Source organism: Leifsonia sp. 10N434 (genome assembly GCF_056394405.1).
In genome coordinates this window covers 101461-120065 of record NZ_JBFTHV010000005.1, presented here as the reverse complement: position 1 = coordinate 120065, position 18605 = coordinate 101461, and the positions used below count along the sequence as shown (strand labels likewise).

15 protein-coding genes are annotated in these 18605 nt (G+C 69.1%); 6 read left to right on the top strand and 9 right to left on the bottom strand.

What is annotated here, in order from left to right; translation table 11 throughout:
* Nucleotides 1-5: 5 nt before the first annotated feature.
* The 3 genes from AC1DB1_RS14220 to AC1DB1_RS14210 all read right to left on the bottom strand — a co-directional run bounded on the left by AC1DB1_RS14220 (nt 6) and on the right by AC1DB1_RS14210 (nt 2648).
* Entirely contained in the window at nt 6-869 is an 864-nt protein-coding gene (locus AC1DB1_RS14220; RefSeq protein WP_477201256.1) for an EamA family transporter, read from the bottom strand.
* A complete protein-coding gene (locus AC1DB1_RS14215; RefSeq protein WP_477201255.1) occupies nt 866-1432 on the bottom strand; it encodes a dihydrofolate reductase family protein in 567 nt (188 codons plus the stop codon). Before AC1DB1_RS14215 ends, AC1DB1_RS14220 begins: the two co-directional genes overlap by 4 nt.
* A gap of 73 nt (nt 1433-1505) precedes the next feature.
* Complete coding sequence (locus AC1DB1_RS14210) at nt 1506-2648, bottom strand: threonine aldolase family protein (protein ID WP_477201382.1); 1143 nt, start codon at nt 2646-2648, stop codon at nt 1506-1508.
* A 258-nt stretch (nt 2649-2906) separates the two neighbouring features.
* Here AC1DB1_RS14210 and AC1DB1_RS14205 point away from each other — a divergent pair, with 258 nt between their 5' ends.
* From AC1DB1_RS14205 to recQ, 3 genes are all read left to right on the top strand, one after another.
* The gene (locus AC1DB1_RS14205) at nt 2907-6905 is read left to right on the top strand and encodes an ExeM/NucH family extracellular endonuclease (protein ID WP_477201254.1); all 3999 of its coding nucleotides are present in this window, start codon (nt 2907-2909) and stop codon (nt 6903-6905) included.
* Between the two features lie 302 nt (nt 6906-7207).
* Nucleotides 7208-7795: a PIN domain-containing protein gene (locus AC1DB1_RS14200; protein WP_477201253.1), complete on the top strand. Its 588-nt coding sequence runs from the start codon at nt 7208-7210 to the stop codon at nt 7793-7795.
* A gap of 197 nt (nt 7796-7992) precedes the next feature.
* Entirely contained in the window at nt 7993-10014 is a 2022-nt protein-coding gene (gene recQ / locus AC1DB1_RS14195; RefSeq protein WP_271176102.1) for a DNA helicase RecQ, read from the top strand.
* A gap of 96 nt (nt 10015-10110) precedes the next feature.
* On the opposite strand, the gene AC1DB1_RS14190 is transcribed toward recQ, so the two are convergent.
* Nucleotides 10111-11442, bottom strand: coding sequence for a TetR/AcrR family transcriptional regulator (locus AC1DB1_RS14190; RefSeq protein WP_477201252.1), 1332 nt, complete (start codon nt 11440-11442; stop codon nt 10111-10113).
* A gap of 106 nt (nt 11443-11548) precedes the next feature.
* Between AC1DB1_RS14190 and AC1DB1_RS14185 the strand changes: the two genes are divergently transcribed.
* Both AC1DB1_RS14185 and AC1DB1_RS14180 read left to right on the top strand, forming a co-directional pair.
* Entirely contained in the window at nt 11549-12847 is a 1299-nt protein-coding gene (locus AC1DB1_RS14185) for an MFS transporter (protein ID WP_477201251.1), read from the top strand.
* Between the two features lie 2 nt (nt 12848-12849).
* Entirely contained in the window at nt 12850-14673 is a 1824-nt protein-coding gene (locus AC1DB1_RS14180; RefSeq protein WP_477201250.1) for a glycoside hydrolase family 3 protein, read from the top strand.
* A gap of 64 nt (nt 14674-14737) precedes the next feature.
* Here the strand turns inward: AC1DB1_RS14180 and AC1DB1_RS14175 are convergent, their stop codons facing one another.
* The gene (locus AC1DB1_RS14175) at nt 14738-15340 is read right to left on the bottom strand and encodes a YdeI/OmpD-associated family protein (protein WP_477201249.1); all 603 of its coding nucleotides are present in this window, start codon (nt 15338-15340) and stop codon (nt 14738-14740) included.
* Nucleotides 15341-15489: 149 nt separating this feature from the next.
* Here AC1DB1_RS14175 and AC1DB1_RS14170 point away from each other — a divergent pair, with 149 nt between their 5' ends.
* A complete protein-coding gene (locus AC1DB1_RS14170) occupies nt 15490-15957 on the top strand; it encodes a DapH/DapD/GlmU-related protein (RefSeq protein WP_477201248.1) in 468 nt (155 codons plus the stop codon).
* Nucleotides 15958-16060: 103 nt separating this feature from the next.
* Here AC1DB1_RS14170 and AC1DB1_RS14165 read toward each other — a convergent pair whose 3' ends face one another.
* Genes AC1DB1_RS14165 through AC1DB1_RS14150 form a run of 4 tightly spaced genes read right to left on the bottom strand, consistent with a single transcriptional unit; the run spans nt 16061 to nt 18597 of the window.
* Entirely contained in the window at nt 16061-17290 is a 1230-nt protein-coding gene (locus AC1DB1_RS14165; protein WP_477201247.1) for an MFS transporter, read from the bottom strand.
* Nucleotides 17287-17826: a helix-turn-helix domain-containing protein gene (locus AC1DB1_RS14160; protein ID WP_477201246.1), complete on the bottom strand. Its 540-nt coding sequence runs from the start codon at nt 17824-17826 to the stop codon at nt 17287-17289. The genes AC1DB1_RS14165 and AC1DB1_RS14160 overlap by 4 nt, the downstream gene beginning before the upstream one ends.
* 31 nt (nt 17827-17857) lie before the next feature.
* Nucleotides 17858-18271, bottom strand: coding sequence for an SRPBCC family protein (locus AC1DB1_RS14155; RefSeq protein WP_477201245.1), 414 nt, complete (start codon nt 18269-18271; stop codon nt 17858-17860).
* Nucleotides 18268-18597: an ArsR/SmtB family transcription factor gene (locus tag AC1DB1_RS14150; protein WP_271176093.1), complete on the bottom strand. Its 330-nt coding sequence runs from the start codon at nt 18595-18597 to the stop codon at nt 18268-18270. The genes AC1DB1_RS14155 and AC1DB1_RS14150 overlap by 4 nt, the downstream gene beginning before the upstream one ends.
* Between the last annotated feature and the right edge of the window lie 8 nt (nt 18598-18605).

The following is an 18605-nucleotide window of genomic DNA, read 5'->3' as shown; positions in this document are numbered from 1 at the left end:
CCGGGCTACGCGATGGCGAGCATTCCCGCGGCCGAGACGGCCAGCGCGAGGCCGACCCACTGCACCGGCGCGACGCGCTCTTTGAGCACGATGGCCGCGAGCAGGATCGTGCCCGCCGGGTAGAGCGCCGTGAGCACCGACATGACGGTCAGATCGCCCAGGCGGATGCCCACCAGCAGCAGGATGTTCGCCGCCGTGTCGACGAGGCCGCATGCCACTGCGAGCATCAGCCCGGGACGCCATCCGGGAGTCTGGCTCGTAGTGCCGCGCCTCCGCGCGACGAACGCGAGCACGCCGACGACGGCGAACATGATCGCCCCGTTGACGCCGCGGTTGAACACCAGCGGCACCAGCCCCGAGTCGTCGGGCGTCTGATCGATGATGATGAGGAACGCGCCGATCATCGCGCCCGACCCGATCGCCATCAGGATGCCGCGCAGGCTCGGCCGCACCGCGCCCTTCTCCGGCACGAAACCCACGAGCACGACGGCGATCAGGGCGATCCCGATCGCCACATATCCGATCGGCTCGAAAGTCTCGCCGCCGAGCAGGCCCCAGGTGGTCGGAACGATGGCCGAGATAAGCGCGGTCAGCGGTGACAGGATGCTCATCGGCCCGATCGCGAGGCAGGCGTAGAGCAGCGAGATGGCGATCGCGCCGGTCACGCCCGAGAGAACGCCCCAGCCGATGGCGGCGGCCGACCAGACGCCCCCGAAGAACGGCAGCGCCACCAGCAGTGCCGCCAGCCCGGTCACGGCGCCGATCGCGGTCACCCGCAGGGGACTGATGCGCCGGGACGCCAGGCCGCCCAGAAAGTCGGCAGACCCGTACACCAGGGCTCCGAGGAGCCCGAGAACCGCGGTGATCATGCGGTGCGGTTGAAGAGGTAGCGGTGCAGCACCGCGCCGCTGTCGAACTCCTCGAGCTGGGCGAGCCGGAGCTCGGCCTTGGCCCGGTCGTCGGGGAACATCCGGAGCCCGCCGCCGACGATCACGGGGTAGACGAGAAGGCGGAGTTCGTCGACCAGTCCCCAGACCAGCAGGGATTTCGCCAGCGTGGCGCTGCCGGCGACGAGCATCGGGCCGCCGTCGCCCGCCTTGAGGTCGCCGATCGCCGCCCGCACATCGCCTTCGACGCGCGTCGCGTTCCAGCCGAGCGGTTCCATCGACGCGGTGACGACGTGCTTGGGCATCCGGTTCATCTTGTCGGCGAACGTGCCCTCGCGTTCCGGCCACGCCTCGACGAACTGCTCGTACGTCTTGCGGCCGAGCAGTAGGGACTCGGCCTCGAGCACCTCCCGCAGCTTGAACTCGCGGAGCTCGGGAGTGCTGAACGGCATGGTCCAGCCGGAGTGCGGATGCGTGGGCTCGCCGCCGGGCGCCTCGACGACTCCGTCGAGCGTCATGAACTCCGTGACGATCAAGCGACGCATGCGCTGAGCGTAGCAGCGTGGGCGGCTGCGGGTACGGGCGATCCTGTCTGCGTGCCGCGATGGGCCGGATGCGTCAGGGAGCGCTGAGGTCTGCCGCCCGCTGCAGGACACTGCGGCCGGCCCGTTCGACGTCCTCGGCGGTCCAGCTCAGTGCCGCATCGCGCACCGTGACCTCGGCGACCGACCGCCCGTCGTCGTCCGGCCACCAGTCGTGCACCCATCGTTCGCCCACCGCCTCGAGGTGCTCGAGTACGGCACGGTTGAGCGCGTCGGCGGGCAGGTCGGCGTACACCCAGAACTCGCAGATGTGCGGCGGGTCCGGTGTCACGGTGAGCTGCGGCAGTAACGAGAGCCCCTCGGCGATCACGGCAGCCTGCCGAGCCCACACGGGCATCCGGTCGAGGCGGCCATCGAGCCCGTCGAGCGCCGCGACGATCGCAGGGAACTGCTGGAAGAGGTCGCCGCCATAGCGCGTCCGCCAGACGCGCGCCTCCTCGACGGCGTCGGCGTCGCTCGCCACCAGCGCGCCCGAGAGGCCGCCGACCCCCTTGTACATCGACACGTAGACCGATGACGCCAGTGCCGCGATCTCTGCGGCGGATCGTGCGGAGTGGTGCTGGGACTCCCAGAGCCGAGCGCCGTCGACGTGTAGGGGAACGGCCCGCTCACGGGCGACGGCGGCGAAACGTTCGTACTCCTCCCAGGCGGGGAGGACGTAGCCGAGCTCCTGCATCGGAAGCTCGACGACAGCGGCCGCAAGCGGTCCCGGCGCCTCGGCGAGGTCGTCGGCGGTCGGCTGTCGCGGGTCGGTCGTGAGGAGCACCGGCTCGAGGCCGCCCAGAGTGCTGAACGCCCCTTCTTCGTTGACCTGGGTGTGATGCAGCGGATGCACGGCGACCCTGGACGTGCCGGCTCGCGCTGCCCACACGCGCAGCATCGCCTGCTGGGCCATGGTCCCGGACGGGAACCACAGCGCGGCCGGCTTGCCCAGGAGCCCTGCCACCCGGCTCTCCAGTCGCTCCACGATGCCACCGCCGTAGGTGTCCACCGGTTCGACGGTGGACGCGTTCGGCGATGCGGCGAGAGCAGCGAGGCGCTCGGTCACGGTGAAGGGACGCTCGTTGGAGAGCAGCCTTGTCGCTGTGCGAGACGCGTTCCACAGGCGCTGTCGCGGCGACTGCTCACTCGAGGCATCCCGGTCGGCGTCGGCGTCCATCACGAGCGTCACGATACGCCCCAGGTGTCCACCAACTTAAGAGCACACGACATTTTCGAGACGCCCTGGCGTGCCCGTCGGAGGTAGACCTATAGTTTCACCCGTGCGCCCCCGAAAGGGGGCCATGCCGGGCAGGCGCAACGGCGCGCCCCCCGGTTTTCCGCGTGCCGCCCACACATTGATTCGTGAAGGGGATTTCCGACAATGCTGCAACGCTCCACTACATCCACGCCTCCGGGCGGAACGCGGGAGGCGGCCGTGGCCGCACCGCGCCGCCGCCGCCTCGCGGCAGGCCTCGCCATCGCGACGGCCGCTGCGCTCGGGTTCGGCGCCATCACGGCGTCGCCCGCGCTCGCCGCGACGCCGACCAACACGATCGCCGAGGTGCAGGGAACCGGCGACGTCAGCCCCCTGAACGGCTCGACGGTCACAGTGCAGGGCGTCGTCACGGCGGACCACCGCGTCGGCGGATACAAGGGCATCTTCATCCAGACGCAGGGCAGCGGCGGAGCGACGGATGCGACCCCCGGGGTCTCCGACGGCGTGTTCGTGTTCCTCAACACGGCCAATCCCGGAGTCGCCATCGGCGACCTGGTGACCGTCACCGGAAAGGTGAGCGAATACTTCGGGCAGACCCAGATCACGGCGTCGGCCGCGGGTGCGGTCGAACTCGTGACCGCCGGCGTGGGAGTCCCGGCAGCGACGCCGTTGCCCGACACCGTTCGCGGTACCGACCGTGAACAGTTCGAGAGCATGCTCGTCGAGCCGACCGGCACATACAAGGTCGCATCGAGCCACCAGCTCTACAACTACGGCACGCTCTGGCTGTCGGCCGGCGACGCCCCGTTGGTGAAGAGCACGGAGACCGAGCGGCCGGGAGCCGCGGCCGACGCGATCGCGAAGGCCAACCTGGCCGACCGCATCCTGCTCGACGACGGCTACAACATCCAGATCTCGAACAAGGACCACCCCGGCGACCAGCCCTACTTCACCAAGAACACGGTGGTGCGCAACGGCGACACCGTGGACTTCCCGGCGAAGCCGTACGTGCTGAACTACGGCTTCGACGACTGGCGCCTGCAGCCGACCACGCCGATCAACGACGCGAGCCCGGCCGCCGCCAAGCCGACCTTCGAGTCGACCAACCCGCGCCCGGACGCCGCCCCGACCGTCGGCGGCGACTTCGCGGTCGCCTCCTTCAACGTCGAGAACTACTTCACCACGCTGCAGAGCGAGAACGCGCTCGCCCGCGGCGCGAAGACGGCGGAGCAGTTCCAGCTGCAGAAGTCCAAAGAGGTCGCTGCGATCAACGCGCTCGGAGCCAACATCGTGACGCTGGAGGAGATCGAGAACTCGATCCACTTCGGCAAGCCCGTCGACTCCGCCCTCGCCGACCTGGTCTCCGGTCTCAACGCGGCCGCCGGCTCGGACGTCTGGGCCTACGTGCCGACACCGGCAGCGCTCGCGGGCGCCGTCGACACCACCGACGTGATCACCACGGCCATCATCTACAAGAAGGCAGCGGTCAGCCGCGTGGGAGACAGCACGACCGTCATCGACGAGTCGGTGTGGGGCAACGCCCGCGAGCCGATCGCGCAGACGTTCAAGGCGGGCGCCAAGACGCTCACGGTCGTCGTGAACCACCTCAAGTCCAAGAGCGGCGACGGCACCGAACCGGCCGACGGGCAGGGCCAGTTCAACGCCGACCGCGTCGCGCAGGCCAAGAGCGTGCTCGGTCTCGTCGGGCAGCTGGAGCAGTCGAGCGGCAGCAAGAACGTGCTGCTCCTCGGTGACTTCAACGCCTACACGAAGGAAGACCCGATCGACGTCTTCACGTCGGCCGGACTCGTCGACCTCGTCTCGGCCAAGGCGAAGGGCCACTACACCTACAGCTTCAACGGTGAGGTCGGCTCGCTCGACCACGCTCTCGCGACTCCCGAGCTCGCGGCCAGCGTCGCCGGCGCCGGGGTGTGGGACATCAACGCTCCGGAGTGGTCCGACCGCGGTTACGCGTTCGGCGTGGCCGAGGCAGGAAACCCGTTCCGGGCGAGCGACCACAACCCGATCAAGGTCGGGATCACCGAGAAGGATGCTCCGGTCGCGGTCGATCTGCTCACCATCAACGACTTCCACGGTCGTCTCGAGGCGAGCGGGGCATCCGGAGGCGCTGCCGTGCTGGCGGGCGCGGTGAACCAGTTCCGGGCGAAGAACCCGAACACGCTGTTCGTGTCGGGCGGCGACAACATCGGCGCCTCGACCTTCACCTCGTTCATCCAGAAGGACAAGCCGACCCTCGACGCCCTCAACGCGATGAAGCTCGACGTGAGCGCGCTCGGCAACCACGAGTTCGATCAGGGCGTCGCGGACATCACGGGCCGGGTCATCCCAGCCGCGAAGTTCCCGTACCTGGCGGCGAACGTCTTCAACAAGGGCACGAACACGCCCACGTTCGACCAGTACGCGGTGAAGACGGTCGACGGCATCCGGATCGGTTTCATCGGAGCCGTCACGAACGAGCTGCCATCCCTGGTCACCCCTGCCGGCATCGCCGGAGTCGACGTGCGCGATGTGACCGCTTCGGTGAACGCCGTTGCCACGCAGCTGCGCGACGGTGACCCGTCCAACGGCGAGGCGGACGTAACCGTTCTGCTGGTGCACGAGGGGGCGGCCACTCCGGCGCTCGCCGACTCCACCAACGACTCGGCCTTCGGAAAGATCGTCACCGGCGCCAACGCGGACATCGACGCGATCGTGTCGGCTCACACGCACCAGGCGTACACGCACGAGGTGGCGATTCCGGGCACCGACCGCACGCGTCCGGTGATCCAGGCGGGGCAGTACGGCGAGAAGCTCGGCCACATCGCGCTGAGCATCGACCCGCAGACGAAGAAGATCGCCTCGTTCTCGAGCGAGCTCCTCCCGCTGAACGACGCCGCGGGCAAGCCGCTCTATCCGGCCGACCCCGCCGTCGCGGCGATCGTCGCGGATGCGGTGGCCGTCGCCAAGCAGCTCGGTTCGGTTTCGGTGGGAAAGATCACCGGCGACTTCAACCGTGCACGCCAGACCGACGGCTCGGAGAACCGCGGCGGCGAGTCGACGCTCGGCAACTTCGTGGCCGATGTGCAGCTCTGGGCGGCGAAAGACGCCGGCGCTGAGATCGCGCTGATGAACCCGGGCGGCCTCCGCGCCGACCTGAAGTTCGCCTCGAGCGGGGCGGGCGACCCGGACGGCAACGTCACTTACCAGGAAGCCGCGTCGGTGCAGCCGTTCGCGAACACCCTGGTCACGGAGACGCTCACCGGAGCACAGCTCAAGCAGGTGCTCGAGGAGCAGTGGCAGCCGGCCGCCGCCAGTCGCCCGTTCCTCAAGCTCGGCGTCTCGAAGGGTCTGACGTACACCTACGACCCGTCGGCCGCAGCCGGCTCGCGCATCACGCACGTGTTCCTGAACGGAACCGAGGTGACGGACGCGGACACCCACACGGTGGTCGTGAACTCGTTCCTCTCGTCGGGCGGTGACAACTTCACCACTCTGGGCGCCGGTACGAACAAGAAGGACTCGGGCAAGATCGACCTGCAGTCGATGGTCGACTACTTCTCGGCGAACCCCACCGCCTCGCCCGACACGGCGCAGCGTGCGGTGGGCGTGAAGCTCGCGGCTCCGGCATCCGGATCGGCCTACCGGCCGGGTGAGACGGTCTCGGTCGGGCTGTCGTCGCTGCTGTTCAGCGACACCGCCACCCAGCCCGGTTCGGTGTCGCTGTCGATCGGGGATGCCGTGGTCGGCACCGCGAGCATCGACCCGGCCATCGTGGACACCACCGACGAGGTCGGCAGGGCGACCGCGTCGATCACGATCCCGTCCGGGAGCTCCGGGACGCAGTCCCTGACGATCGCGGTTCCCGGGACCGACACGAAGGTGAGCGTTCCGATCGAGGTGGCCGCGGTGACCCCGCCGGTCAAGGTCTCGAGCCTCACCCTCGGCTGGGCGAACACGGTGCTGGGCAGCCACAACACGGCGCTGCGCTACACGGTGAACGTGAAGGCCGCCAAGGGCGTCGAAGCCACCGGATCCGTGGTGGTCTTCGACGGCTCGAAGGCGATCGCCACGATCACGCTGAAGCCGGGCGACGGCGGCAAGGCGACGGTCACGCTGCCCAAGCTGAAGGCGGGCGTTCACCTGCTGACGGCGGTCTACGGCGGATCGGACACGGTGAAGTCGTCGACGTCGCTGCCGTTCCCGGTGCTGCTCTGGTAGCGCCGCCGTCGTAGCGGTGCGATGACGCGAGGGGGCCCGGGCCGGGGGATGGTCCGGGCCCCTCGTTCCGTGCGCCCATGTTCGCCACTCGATCCCTACCGAACGCGGACGATCGCGCCTACGTGGGGCGGCCGCGTGGCTAGGGTGACGGCATGCGGATCGGGGTATACATCGACGGCTACAACCTGTACTACGGAGCGCGGAGTCATTGCGGGACGTCGACTCCGGGTTGGCGATGGTTGGACGTTCGCGAGCTGGTGAGGCCCTACGCGGCATGGTCGGGGTCGACTCTGCATCGAATCGTGTGCTGCACCGCACGGGTCGACGCCATCGACAGCCCCAGTGCGAGCACAGACCAGAACATCTACCTTCGCGCGCTGCTCGAGTCGGGTGCGGTCGATGTGATCTCAGAGGGTCGCTATGTCTCTTGGGCGAAGGAAGCACCGCTGGTGAGGGAACCCGGCGGAGCCTACGGTCCGAGCCTGTACGTCGACGCGGGCGAGAGCTGGGATTCGAAGCTCCCTCTTCGTCGAGGCAGGGACAAGGCCACGGCCGATCCGATCATTCTGGCCACCGTGCGGAAACGGGAAGAGAAGGGATCCGACGTGAACGTCGCGTCTCACCTGCTTTTCGACGTGTTGAGCGGCGGGGTCGACGCGGCCATCGTCATCTCGAACGACTCCGACCTCGAGCTTCCTCTGCGTCTCGCCCGCCAACGGGTCCCCGTCGGCACCGTCAATCCGTCGACGAACCCGACGGCGGGCGCGCTCAAGGGGACCCCGGTCGAAGGAGCAGGGCGGCACTGGTGGAAGCGACTCGAGGTGGGTGATTTTCGCAGGAGCCAGCTGGCGGATCCCGTCGGAAAGTATCGAAAGCCCGCGGGATGGTAAAAAAAGACCCGCCCTCACGTGGAGGAGCGGGTTGGTGATGTCAGATTACACGAGCCGGATCAGGTTCAGGCTCCTTTCCGACCCTTCTCAGTAGCATTCGGTACCGAGTCCGAACTGCACAGCCGTCAGGCTGACGGTGTTCTGCACAGTTCGGGGACGCGCCGCTGAGGGTCGGTCGTGATCGTTACGATCGAGGGATGAGCTGGAACGCGGAACTGCCTTGGGAGCCCGACGAGCGCGATGCGCCGCCGCCCGATGACGAACCGCCGTTTCCCGACCTCCCCGACGACCCGTACCTCGGTGGCGCCGTCGATTTCGGCGACTCCGCTGCGCCCGGTGGTGCCGTCCCGGCCGCTCGCGCGGCGCGGCCCGCTGCCGCCGTGCCCGTCGTCCGCGCCGCAGCGCCCCGGTTCGCCAGCCCGGCGGAGGCGCTTCACACGGTGTTCGGCTACTCCGACTTCCGCGGCCAGCAGGCGGAGATCATCGACCAGCTCGTGGGCGGCGGCGACGCGGTCGTGCTCATGCCCACGGGCGGCGGAAAGAGCCTCTGCTACCAGATCCCGTCGCTGGTGCGCGAGGGCACCGGTGTCGTCGTCTCGCCGCTCATCGCGCTCATGCAAGATCAGGTGGATGCGCTGACGGCGGTCGGCGTGCGCGCCGCGTTCCTCAACTCCACGCAAGATTCGGCAGAGCGGTCTCGGGTCGAGCGCGCCTATCTCGAAGGCGAGCTCGACATCCTGTACGTCGCGCCCGAGCGCCTGTCGTCCGAGGCGACCAAGCGGTTCCTCGCCCGCGGCACCATCGCGTTGTTCGCCATCGACGAGGCGCACTGCGTGTCCCAATGGGGCCACGACTTCCGCCCCGACTACCTCGCGCTGTCGGAGCTGGCCGATCGCTGGCCCGACGTGCCCCGCATCGCCCTGACGGCGACGGCGACCGAGGCGACGCATCGCGAGATCACCACGCGGTTGCAGCTCGAGGGTGCGGCGCAGTTCGTCGCCGACTTCGACCGGCCGAACATCCAGTACCGCATCGTGCCCAAGTCGGAGGTGCGCAAGCAGCTGCACGACTTCATCTCGACCGAGCATCCCGATGACGCGGGCATCGTCTACGGCCTCTCGCGCAACACCGTCGAGCGCACGGCCGAGTTCCTCCGGGCACGGGGCCTGAACGCTCTGCCGTACCACGCCGGTCTCGATGCGGCCACGCGCGCGGCGACGCAGTCACGGTTCCTGCGCGAGGACGGTGTCATCGTCGTCGCGACCATCGCGTTCGGAATGGGCATCGACAAGCCCGACGTGCGCTTCGTGGCGCACATCGATCTGCCCAAGTCGGTCGAGGGGTACTACCAGGAGACGGGTCGCGCCGGTCGCGACGGTCTGCCGTCGACGGCCTGGCTTGCCTATGGGCTCAACGACGTCGTTCAGCAGCGCCGCATGATCGACGACTCACCAGGCGATCTGGCGCACCGCCGCCGTATGACACAGCACCTGGACGCGATGCTCGCGCTCTGCGAGACGGTCCAGTGCCGCCGGGTGAATCTCCTCAACTACTTCGGGCAGCGCGCAGAGCCGTGCGGCAACTGCGACACCTGTCTGTCTCCGCCCGAGAGCTGGGACGGCACCGTGCCGGCGCAGAAGCTGCTCTCGACCGTGGTGCGGCTGCAGCGGGAGCGCAATCAGCGCTTCGGTGCCGGGCATCTCATCGATATCCTGCGCGGCAAGCGCACTCCGCGCGTCGAGCAGTACGGACACGACGCGCTCGCCACCTGGGGCATCGGAGCCGATATCAGCGAGAGCCAGTGGCGCGGCGTGGTGCGCCAGGTCATCGCCCAGGAGCTGCTCAAACCGGAGGGCGAGTACGGGGTGCTCGCGATCACGCCCGAAAGTGCAGCCGTGCTCGCCGGTGAGCGCGTGGTCACGCTGCGCCGCGAGCCGGAGCGTCCCGAGCGCGCGTCGCGTTCGTCGCGGTCCGCGTCGGCCGCGGCCGACCTCGCGCCCGCCGATCAGCCGCTGTTCGAAGCGCTGCGAGCGTGGCGGTCCGAAGCGGCGCGCTCGCAGGGGGTCCCCGCGTACATCGTGTTCGGCGACGCCACCCTGCGTGCGATCGCGTCGGCCCGGCCCGGAACGCTCAGCGACCTCGACGGCATCACGGGCATCGGCGCCAAGAAGCGCGACGCCTACGGCGAGGCCCTCCTCGGCGTCGTGGCCGCCGCCTGACCCATCTCTTTCTCTTTCGTTGAGGGGCGGCAAACTCGCATAAACACGCCGACAGAGGCTGCTTTCGCCACCCCTCAACGGAGCGCACGGCGGGTATCAGCGCGTGCGGACCGCTGCCAGGTGGAGACTGAGCTGCTCGGCGATGTCCACCGACCCCCGGTCGTAGAGCCACTGGAACTGCAGGCCGTCCCACAAGGCCAGCAGCCAGGCGGCCTCCCGGTCGGCGTCGAGGGACTCCGGCAGTTCGCCCGACGCGATGAGCTCCGTGAAGGTCGCCGCGAAGAACGCACGCGTCCCCCGGAACCGCTCACGGAAGAAGTCGTGCCCCGGATGCCCGGGGTTGGTCGACTCGCCCGCGAGCACGCAGTACAGCTCGACGAGTCCCGGCGTCGCGGTGTTGTGCCGCGCCCCCTCGACCACGAGCTCGAGCCGCCGGGATGCGGTCACCGTGCCCGCTGGCACCTGCGCAAGCCCGAGCCGATCCCTGCGCTGCAGCACGGCCAGCAGGAGTTCGTCCTTCGACCGGAAGTGGTACAGCAGGGCCGACTTGGTGATCCCGACCCGGTCCGCGACGTCCTGCACGCTCGTTGCCGTGAACCCGCCCCGCGAGAAGAGGTCCATCGCGTCGTCCACGATCCGGTCGCGTCGTGCGCGTCCGCTCGCGTAACCGGCTGAAGCATCCGGTTCGTCACCGGTCTGATCTGCAGGCCACGCCGACGCTGCAGAGGATGTTGCCGGCAGGCCGGGGGTCGATTTGCCGCCTGAGCCAGGAGCGGTCGCAGCGGAGCCGTCGCCGACCAGCCAGGCGAAATGTGCGCGCAGATGGTCGCTTACCCGCACGCTGTCAGGCTCGTACAACGACTGCAACTGAAGGCCGTCCCACGCCGCAGCCAGACGGACCGCTTCGTCGACAGTCTCGATTTCGCGCGCGGCGAGGCCCGCGACGACGGGCGAGCTGAACTGCGCGACGCTCAACTCACGGAGCTGCGCATAGCGAGCGGCGAACCGTTCATGGGCCGGATGCTCCGCGCTGGTCGCCTCGCCGGCAAGCGCGGTGAAGAGTTCGACGTACCCCGGGATCCCGTCGTTTCGGTCGGCCAGTGCGATGAAAAGGGCCTCGCGATTCTCACCCGAGCCCGAGCCCGAGCCCGTGTGCGCGTCGAGCCAGCCCTCGATCCACTCCGCATTCTCTGTCTCGTACCGATCGAGCAACGCGACCAGTACCTCGTCTTTCGAGGCGAAGTGTCGGAGGAGCCCCTGGTGTGAGATCCCCACCCGCGCGGCGATCTCCCGAAGAGAGACGGCGCCGAACCCCACGTCGGCGAAGAGGGCAGCAGCGGCGTCCAGAATCTCTACGCGTCGGGCGCGTCCGCGCGCATACCGGCGCGGAGATGACGTCTCCGCCGCGTCCCGAACCGCAGCGCTCACGGTCCGAGGATACCTGTGACAGCAATTGTTGCCAAACGGTCGAATTTGTGACGTACACTACCTCCGAGCCAATGGTGGCTCGCGAAAGAACCGAAGGAACCGTCCGATGACACTGCCGTCCGAACTCGAGCCGACCCTGCCACCCCGTGACGCCATAGAGCCGTCCACGAACGGTCGACGAGAACCTCGATCTTTCGTCCCGACTCTCGCGCTGGCCAACTTCGGGGTCTTCGTCGCCGTGCTGACGCCCGTGATGGTGTCGATGGCCTTCAAACTGCAGCACATCACTGCGAACGCGACGGAGGCCACCAACGCGCTCGGCCTGGTGCTCGGCGTCGGTGCCCTGTTCGCACTCATCGCCAATCCGCTGGCCGGGCGGCTGTCGGATCGCACCACCTCCCGCTTCGGGATGCGTAGGCCGTGGGTCGTCGGCGGCTCGGTCGTCGGCTTCCTGGCGCTCGCACTCATCGCCGTCGCCGACTCGGTCGCGATCGTGCTCGTCGGCTGGTGCATCGCGCAGGCGGCCCTCAACGCGGTGCTCGCCGCCGCGAACGCCACTCTTCCCGATCAGGTGCCGGAGGCGCGGCGGGGCAAGGTCTCCGGAATCGTCGGGATCACCACCCCGCTGGCGATCCTCGGCGGCTCGTTCCTCGTCAACCTGTTCTCGGCCGATCTCGCCCGCTTCATCGTGCCCGGTGCGCTCTGCGTCGTGCTGGCCGTGCTCTTCGCCCTCTTCCTGAAGGACAGGCGACTGGACATCACGCCGGCCGAGCGCTTCGGACTCCGTGAGTTCTTCGGATCCTTCGTCTTCAATCCGCGGAAGCATCGCGACTTCGGTTGGACCTGGCTGACCAAGTTCTTCGTCATGTTCGGCTATGCCGGGGTCGCGACGTTCCTGCCTTTCTACCTCGGCGACCGCTTCCACCTCGACGAGCAGGCGACTGTTGCCACGATCCTGGCCGCCAACGCGATCTCCACCGTCTTCATGGCCGTGTCGAGCCCCATCGGGGGCATCCTCTCCGATCGCATCGGCAAGCGTCGCCCGTTCGTGGCGATCGCGGGACTGATCATGGTCGTCGGCCTCGTCATGCTCGCGCTCGCGCCGAGCGTGCCGTTCGTGCTGCTCGCGCAGGGCATCATCGGCTTGGGCGCCGGCTCGTTCTTCTCGGTCGACCTCGCACTCGCGACGCAGGTGCTGCCCAACCCGGCCGACACGGCCAAAGACCTGGGCGTTCTCAACATCGCGAACGCTCTTCCCCAGTCGATCGCACCCGCGATCGCACCCGCCATCATCGCGCTCGGCGCCTTGACGCCGCTCGGAGGCTACCCGACCTGGTACCTCTTCGGCGCTCTCGTCGCACTGGCCGGCGCAATGCTCGTCTACCGAATCAAAGGAGTGAAGTAGTCATGACCAACATCCAAGAAACCCCGACGGCTGAGGGCGATTCCGAGGCCGATCCGGTCGATCCGACGTATCGCGATCCGTCGCTGCCCGTCGAGGAGCGCGTCGAGAACCTGCTCGGCCAGATGACTCTGGACGAGAAGGCCGGCCTGTTCTTCCAGACCATGATCACGATCGGTGAAGGCGGCGAGATCGCCGGGGCCAACCCGATGTTCGGAATCCCGCCGACCGTCGAGATGGTCGAGCGGCGCCACATGACCCACTACAACGTGTTCGGTGCGGCGCAGACCGCGGCGGAGATGGCCGAGTGGCACAACCGGCTGCAGGAGCTGGCGGCGAGCACGCGTCTGGGCATCCCGGTCACGCTCTCCACCGACCCGCGCCACTCGTTCAGCGAGAACCCGGGAGCCGCGATGCTCGCCGGGCCGTTCTCGCAGTGGCCCGAAACGATGGGTCTCGGCGCGATCGGTTCGGAAGAGGTGGTCGAGACGTTCGGCGACATCGCGCGTCAGGAGTACACGGCCGTCGGCATCCGGGTCGCGCTGCACCCGCAGATCGACCTGGCGACCGAGCCGCGCTGGGCCCGCCAGATGGCGACCTTCGGCGAGGACCCGGAACTCACCTCGCGACTCGGAGCAGCGTACATCCGGGGATTCCAGGGCGACGTGCTCGGCGCGGACTCGGTCGCGACGATGACCAAGCACTTCCCGGGCGGTGGTCCGCAGAAAGACGGGGAAGACCCGCACTTCGCCTATGGGCGCGAGCAGGTCTACCCGGGCGGCCAGTTCGAATTGCACCTCAAGCCGTTCGAGGCGGCGTTCGCGGCCGGCACCAGCCAGATCATGCCCTACTACGGGATGCCCGTCGGCACCGAGTACGAGGAGGTCGGCTTCGGCTTCAACAAGTCGATCATCACGGGCCTACTGCGCGAGCGCTACGGCTTCGACGGCATCGTCTGCACCGACTGGGGACTCCTCAGCGATGCGGAACTCGGCGGCCAGCCGTTCCCGGCACGCGCATGGGGCGTCGAGCACCTCTCGACGCGCGAGCGGATGCTGAAGGTGCTGAATGCCGGCGCCGACCAGTTCGGCGGCGAAGCCATCCCGGAGCTGCTCGTCGACCTGGTATGCAGCGGCGAGGTCTCGGAGGAGCGCATCGACGTATCGGCGCGGCGCCTGCTCCGTGAGAAGTTCGTGCTCGGGCTGTTCGACGCCCCGTTCGTCGATGTCGAGCGCGCGTCGGCGATCGTGGGCAACGACGGATTCGTGGCCGCGGGGGAGGCCGCTCAGCGGGCCGCGGTGACGCTGCTCGCGAACCACACGCTCGAGGGCGCGGAGGCTCCGGTGCTGCCGCTCAGCCGGGGCATCCGCGTGTTCGTCCGCGGGTTCGATCCGGAGGCGGTGGCCGCGTACGCGACCGTCGTGGCGACGCCCGAGGAGGCGGAGGTCGCGCTGGTGCGCCTGCACGCACCCTTCGAGCAGCGGGCGACCATGTTCGAGAACTTCTTCCACGCCGGATCGCTGGACTTCCCGCAGGAGGCCGTGGACGAGGTGCTCGCGATCGCCCGCGCCGTGCCGACGGTCGTCGAGGTCTTCCTCGACCGCCCGGCCATCCTGACCCCGTTCGCCGGCGAGGTCGCTGCCCTGCTCGGCGACTTCGGCGCCAGCCCGCGGGCGTTGCTCGACGTGCTGTTCGGCGATGCAGAGCCGCAGGGCAACCTGCCGATGGAGCTGCCGTCGTCGATGGACGCCGTGCGTGCGAACCGGCCCGATGTGCCGTTCGACACCGCTGACCCGCTCTTCCGGTTCGGTCACGGCCTGCGCTACTGACCAGCTCTCGTCGAGGGGCGGCGAACGCATCTGAGACCGCGAGTTACGGTGCGTTCGCCGCCCTTCAACGAGAAGGGCCGGCGGGGCCGGGGCCCTGCGGGTAGACGGTCTCGTGCGCGGCGAGCATCTCGACGAAGTCGGCGATACGGCGGGCGCGGGTCTCCGCGCGCTTGACGTTCGAGACACGGAAGATCAGGGCGAAGCGGTTCTGGCTCGTCAGGGTCTCGAAGAACGCCGCCGCCTCCGGGTTCGCCGCGATGGCTTCCGCCAGGTCATCGGGCAGCGTCTTGTCCGAGACCCGCTGGTAGGCGGCGTCCCATCGCCCGTCCGCCTTGGCGCGCTCCACCTCGCGCATCCCTGCCTCCGTCATGTCGCCGGATGCGATGAGCGCCGCCACGAGGTCGCGGTTGCGCTGCGACCAGATACTGCGCTGCGTGCGCGGCGTGAACAGCTGCAGAAAGTGCGTGTCGTCCAGCGAGTTGCGCCGCCCGTCGATCCAGCCGAAGCACAGCGCGACATCGACGGCCTCGGCGTACGACGGGCTCGAGTGACCGGAGCCCTTCTTCGCGACCGCGAGCCGGATCCCTGTCGACGAATCGTGATGTCCGGCGAGCCAGGCGCGGAACTCCGCTGCGTCGGTGAAGTAGTGGATCTCGCGTTCTTCCATACACCGATTGTGCACCGATCCGCACCGGGGTTCTGGTACGAATACGACGGTGTACAGTGCGCGTTCTGCGAGGCAGCCAGGGAATTTTGTTTCCCTCTTACTCGTTATCCAAATGAACCGCTTTGCGACGATCTCGAAGGAGGACAGCGATGGCAAGGATGATTGAAGAACTCGAGGACGAGACCGGCGCCGTAATCAAGTACAAGAGGCACGCGAACGGGCGAGGACTCGTGGCACCCACTGCGCGCGTCGCGGAGTCCGCCTACATCGACGCGACCGCCTACGTGGAAGCCGACGCCCGCGTCGGGCTCGACGCGTATGTCGGAGCAGGCAGCTGGATCGACCAGGGTGCGACCGTGGGCGACCGCACCTTCATCGGTGCGAACGTGCACGTCGGCCCCGGGACGCGGATCGGCAGCGGAGTGCGTGTCGGCAGCAACGCGAAGCTCGGCCGCGAGGCGATGATCGGCAACGGTGCACGCATCGAGCGCGACGCGAAGATCGCGTCGGGCACGGTCATCGAGCTCCGCGGTGCTGCGGCGGCCCGGGCGGCGCTGGCCGCCCCGGTGCGTCCTGCCCGCCGCGCTGAGCGCGACTCGTCCCGCCGCGCGGCGTAATCGAGCCGATCGCAGCGAAGGCCCTCCCCACGGGGAGGGCCTTTCTGCTGTCATCCGGCAGCGGCCACGAGCGGCCACGAGCGGCCACGCGCTGCCACGTGCCCTACGCGCTAGCCGGCCGCTCCGCCGTCGACGCCTCCCGCAGCATCCGGATGCGCGTCCCCGCCACGATCGTGGCGGCCACGGCGATACCCGCTCCGACCGCGAACGCCACCGATGTCGTCGTGCGGTCGACCAGCACCCCCGCCAGTGCGGCGCCCACCGCGGCACCGGCGTTCACCGCCGTGTTGATCCAGGTCGACGCCTCCGTGCGCACGCTCTCCTCGGTCAGCGCGTCTGCAAGGAGATAGCCCGTGATCATCGACGGCGCGAGGAACACCCCGACCCCCAGCAGGATCACGCCGAGCACCACCGTCGTCGGTGCGAACGCCGCCAGCCCGCTGACGATCGCGAGCGCCGTGCTCAGCCCGATGAGCCGCGCCGCGAGCGACGACCCCCACGACCGACGTCCGTAGAGGAGGCCGGCAACGCCGCTGCCCGCCGACATCACCGCGAGCAGGATGCCCGCGACCGCCGCCGACGCATGTTCCGTCGTGAAGGCGGGCACCGCGGTCTCGACCGTGCCGAGCACGACTCCGATGCCCACGAGGGCGATCAGCACGATCGCGAACCCGCGCTGCCGCAGAGGCCGCTGATGCGCCTGCCGGGGCTCCCGCATCGGGCCGCGCGCGCGAACGGCGGGCGCGGTTGCGAACAGCACCGTGCCGACCAGGGCGACCACGGCCGTCGTGAACAGCGCGACGACGGGGCTCGCCACTAGCACCAGCAGCCCGACCAGGAGCGGTCCGGTCGTGAACACGACCTCCTCGCTGACCGCGTCCAGGCTGTAGGCGCGGGTCAGGATGCGCTGGTTCGGTGCGAGCGTCGACCAGATCACGCGCATGGTCGACCCGAGCGGAGGGGCGAAGAGGCCGACGGCCGCCGACAGGGCGACCAGCGCGGCATCCGGTGCGTTCGCGAGGCACGCGAAGCCGGTGGCCGTCAGCACGGCGCTGAACACGACGGCCATCACGATCAGCGCGCGCGTCGGTCCGAAATGGTCTACCGCTCGAGCCCGCCACGGCGAGGCGAGCACATTGACGATGCCGAACGCGCCGGTCGCTGCGCCGGCGACCGCGAACGATCCGCTCGCGGCCTGCACGCTCAGCAGGAGCGAGAGCCCGACGGTCGCGTAGCTGAGGCGGCCGAGCAGCGCGGACCCCATCAGTCGCAGCGCGTGCGGCAGCCGCAGGACGTCGAGGTAGGACTCGCGCTCGCCGGTTCTGGCGGTCATCGTGCCGCCGTCAACTGGAAGTAGGCGAGTGTCGCGCTGACCGGAACGGCGCCGGGGGAGCCCGCGGGCCGTGCCGCGTCGGCGAGCAGCACACCGGCAGCGCGGACGAGTTCCTCCGCCGCCCGCGACGCCTCGGGCTCCACCCAGAACTCGGCATCCGTGAACGCGATGACGCCGCCCTGCTCGTACAGTGCTGCGCGTCGCACCAGTTCCGCGGCCATCGCGCCCATGAGCGCCGCCACACCGCCGTCACCCGACCCGATGCTCTCGGCGCTGGTCGGGTCGTGCCGGTAGCGCTTCGCCCGCCCGCCCCGGATGGCGACCTCTTCGGCCACGGAGACCAGCCCCGCTTCGTGCAGCCGTCGCAGGTGGTAGCTGATGTTCGCCTGGCTGTCGTCGAGCTCGCGGGCCGCCTCCGCGGCACTGTAGGCGTCGCCGCCCAGCAGCGACAGCAGCCGCAGGCGCAGCGGATGCGCGAGCACGCGCAGATCCCGCAGCTCGCGCTGGTCGCGCAGGTCGTTCCGGTCGTCGGTCACGGACTCAGTGTGGCCGATGAGCCATCAACTGTCAAACAGTTGTTTGGAGGTAGTCGAGCCGATCGAGACAGTCGGACCATCCCTCGGCGTGCGACCGGGCCTCTTCGTCGTCTGTGAACCGCTCGTGCAGCACGGTGAGCCGCGTCCCTCCGTCAGCCGCCGGCAGCAGGGTGATCGTGACGAGCGTCTCCTCGTCGTCGCCGTCCCACCTCCAGGTGAAGACCAGGCGCTCCGGCTCGTCGACCGCAGCGAAGACGCCCGAGACGCCCATCCCGGTCACCGTGGACGCGATGCTCCAGGCGCCGCCGACCGTGGCGTCGATCCGTCCCGTGCTCTCGAAGCGCGGCGGCCAGAACCACGACACGAAGTCGTCGGCCTCGGTGAACGCGCGCCAGACGCGCTCGCGATCGACTGCGAGGGTGCGAGTGAGTTCGATGCTGGTCACGGGTTCTCCTCCAGATGGTTCTCGAGCGCGTCGAGGCGGTCGTTCCAGAACTCGCCGTAGGTGCGCATCCATTGCTCGGCGGGTCGGAGCGCCTCCGGAGTCAGGCGGCACCAGCGCTCGCGACCCCGCTTGTCGCTGGTCAGCAGGCCGGCCGATTCCAGCACCCCCAGGTGCTTGACGAAGGCGGCCAAGCTCATCGGATGCGGTCGCGCCAGCGCGGTGACTGTCGCCTCGCCGCCGCGCAGCCGCTCGACGATGTCGCGCCGGGTCTGGTCGGCAAGGGCGCGGAAGATCGCATCCACGTCCCGCTGCAAAAGCTCAACCATATGGTTAA

Excerpts from the sequence above, each read along its gene's own strand:
- AC1DB1_RS14175 (WP_477201249.1), bottom strand. The coding sequence starts at position 15,340 with ATGGAAGAACGCGAGATCCACTACTTCACCGACGCAGCGGAGTTCCGC.
- AC1DB1_RS14165 (WP_477201247.1), bottom strand. The coding sequence starts at position 17,290 with ATGACCGCCAGAACCGGCGAGCGCGAGTCCTACCTCGACGTCCTGCGG.
- AC1DB1_RS14170 (WP_477201248.1), top strand. The coding sequence starts at position 15,490 with ATGGCAAGGATGATTGAAGAACTCGAGGACGAGACCGGCGCCGTAATC.
- AC1DB1_RS14215 (WP_477201255.1), bottom strand. The coding sequence starts at position 1,432 with ATGCGTCGCTTGATCGTCACGGAGTTCATGACGCTCGACGGAGTCGTC.
- AC1DB1_RS14220 (WP_477201256.1), bottom strand. The coding sequence starts at position 869 with ATGATCACCGCGGTTCTCGGGCTCCTCGGAGCCCTGGTGTACGGGTCT.
- recQ (WP_271176102.1), top strand. The coding sequence starts at position 7,993 with ATGAGCTGGAACGCGGAACTGCCTTGGGAGCCCGACGAGCGCGATGCG.
- AC1DB1_RS14150 (WP_271176093.1), bottom strand. The coding sequence starts at position 18,597 with ATGGTTGAGCTTTTGCAGCGGGACGTGGATGCGATCTTCCGCGCCCTT.
- AC1DB1_RS14210 (WP_477201382.1), bottom strand. The coding sequence starts at position 2,648 with ATGGACGCCGACGCCGACCGGGATGCCTCGAGTGAGCAGTCGCCGCGA.
- AC1DB1_RS14180 (WP_477201250.1), top strand. The coding sequence starts at position 12,850 with ATGACCAACATCCAAGAAACCCCGACGGCTGAGGGCGATTCCGAGGCC.
- AC1DB1_RS14185 (WP_477201251.1), top strand. The coding sequence starts at position 11,549 with ATGACACTGCCGTCCGAACTCGAGCCGACCCTGCCACCCCGTGACGCC.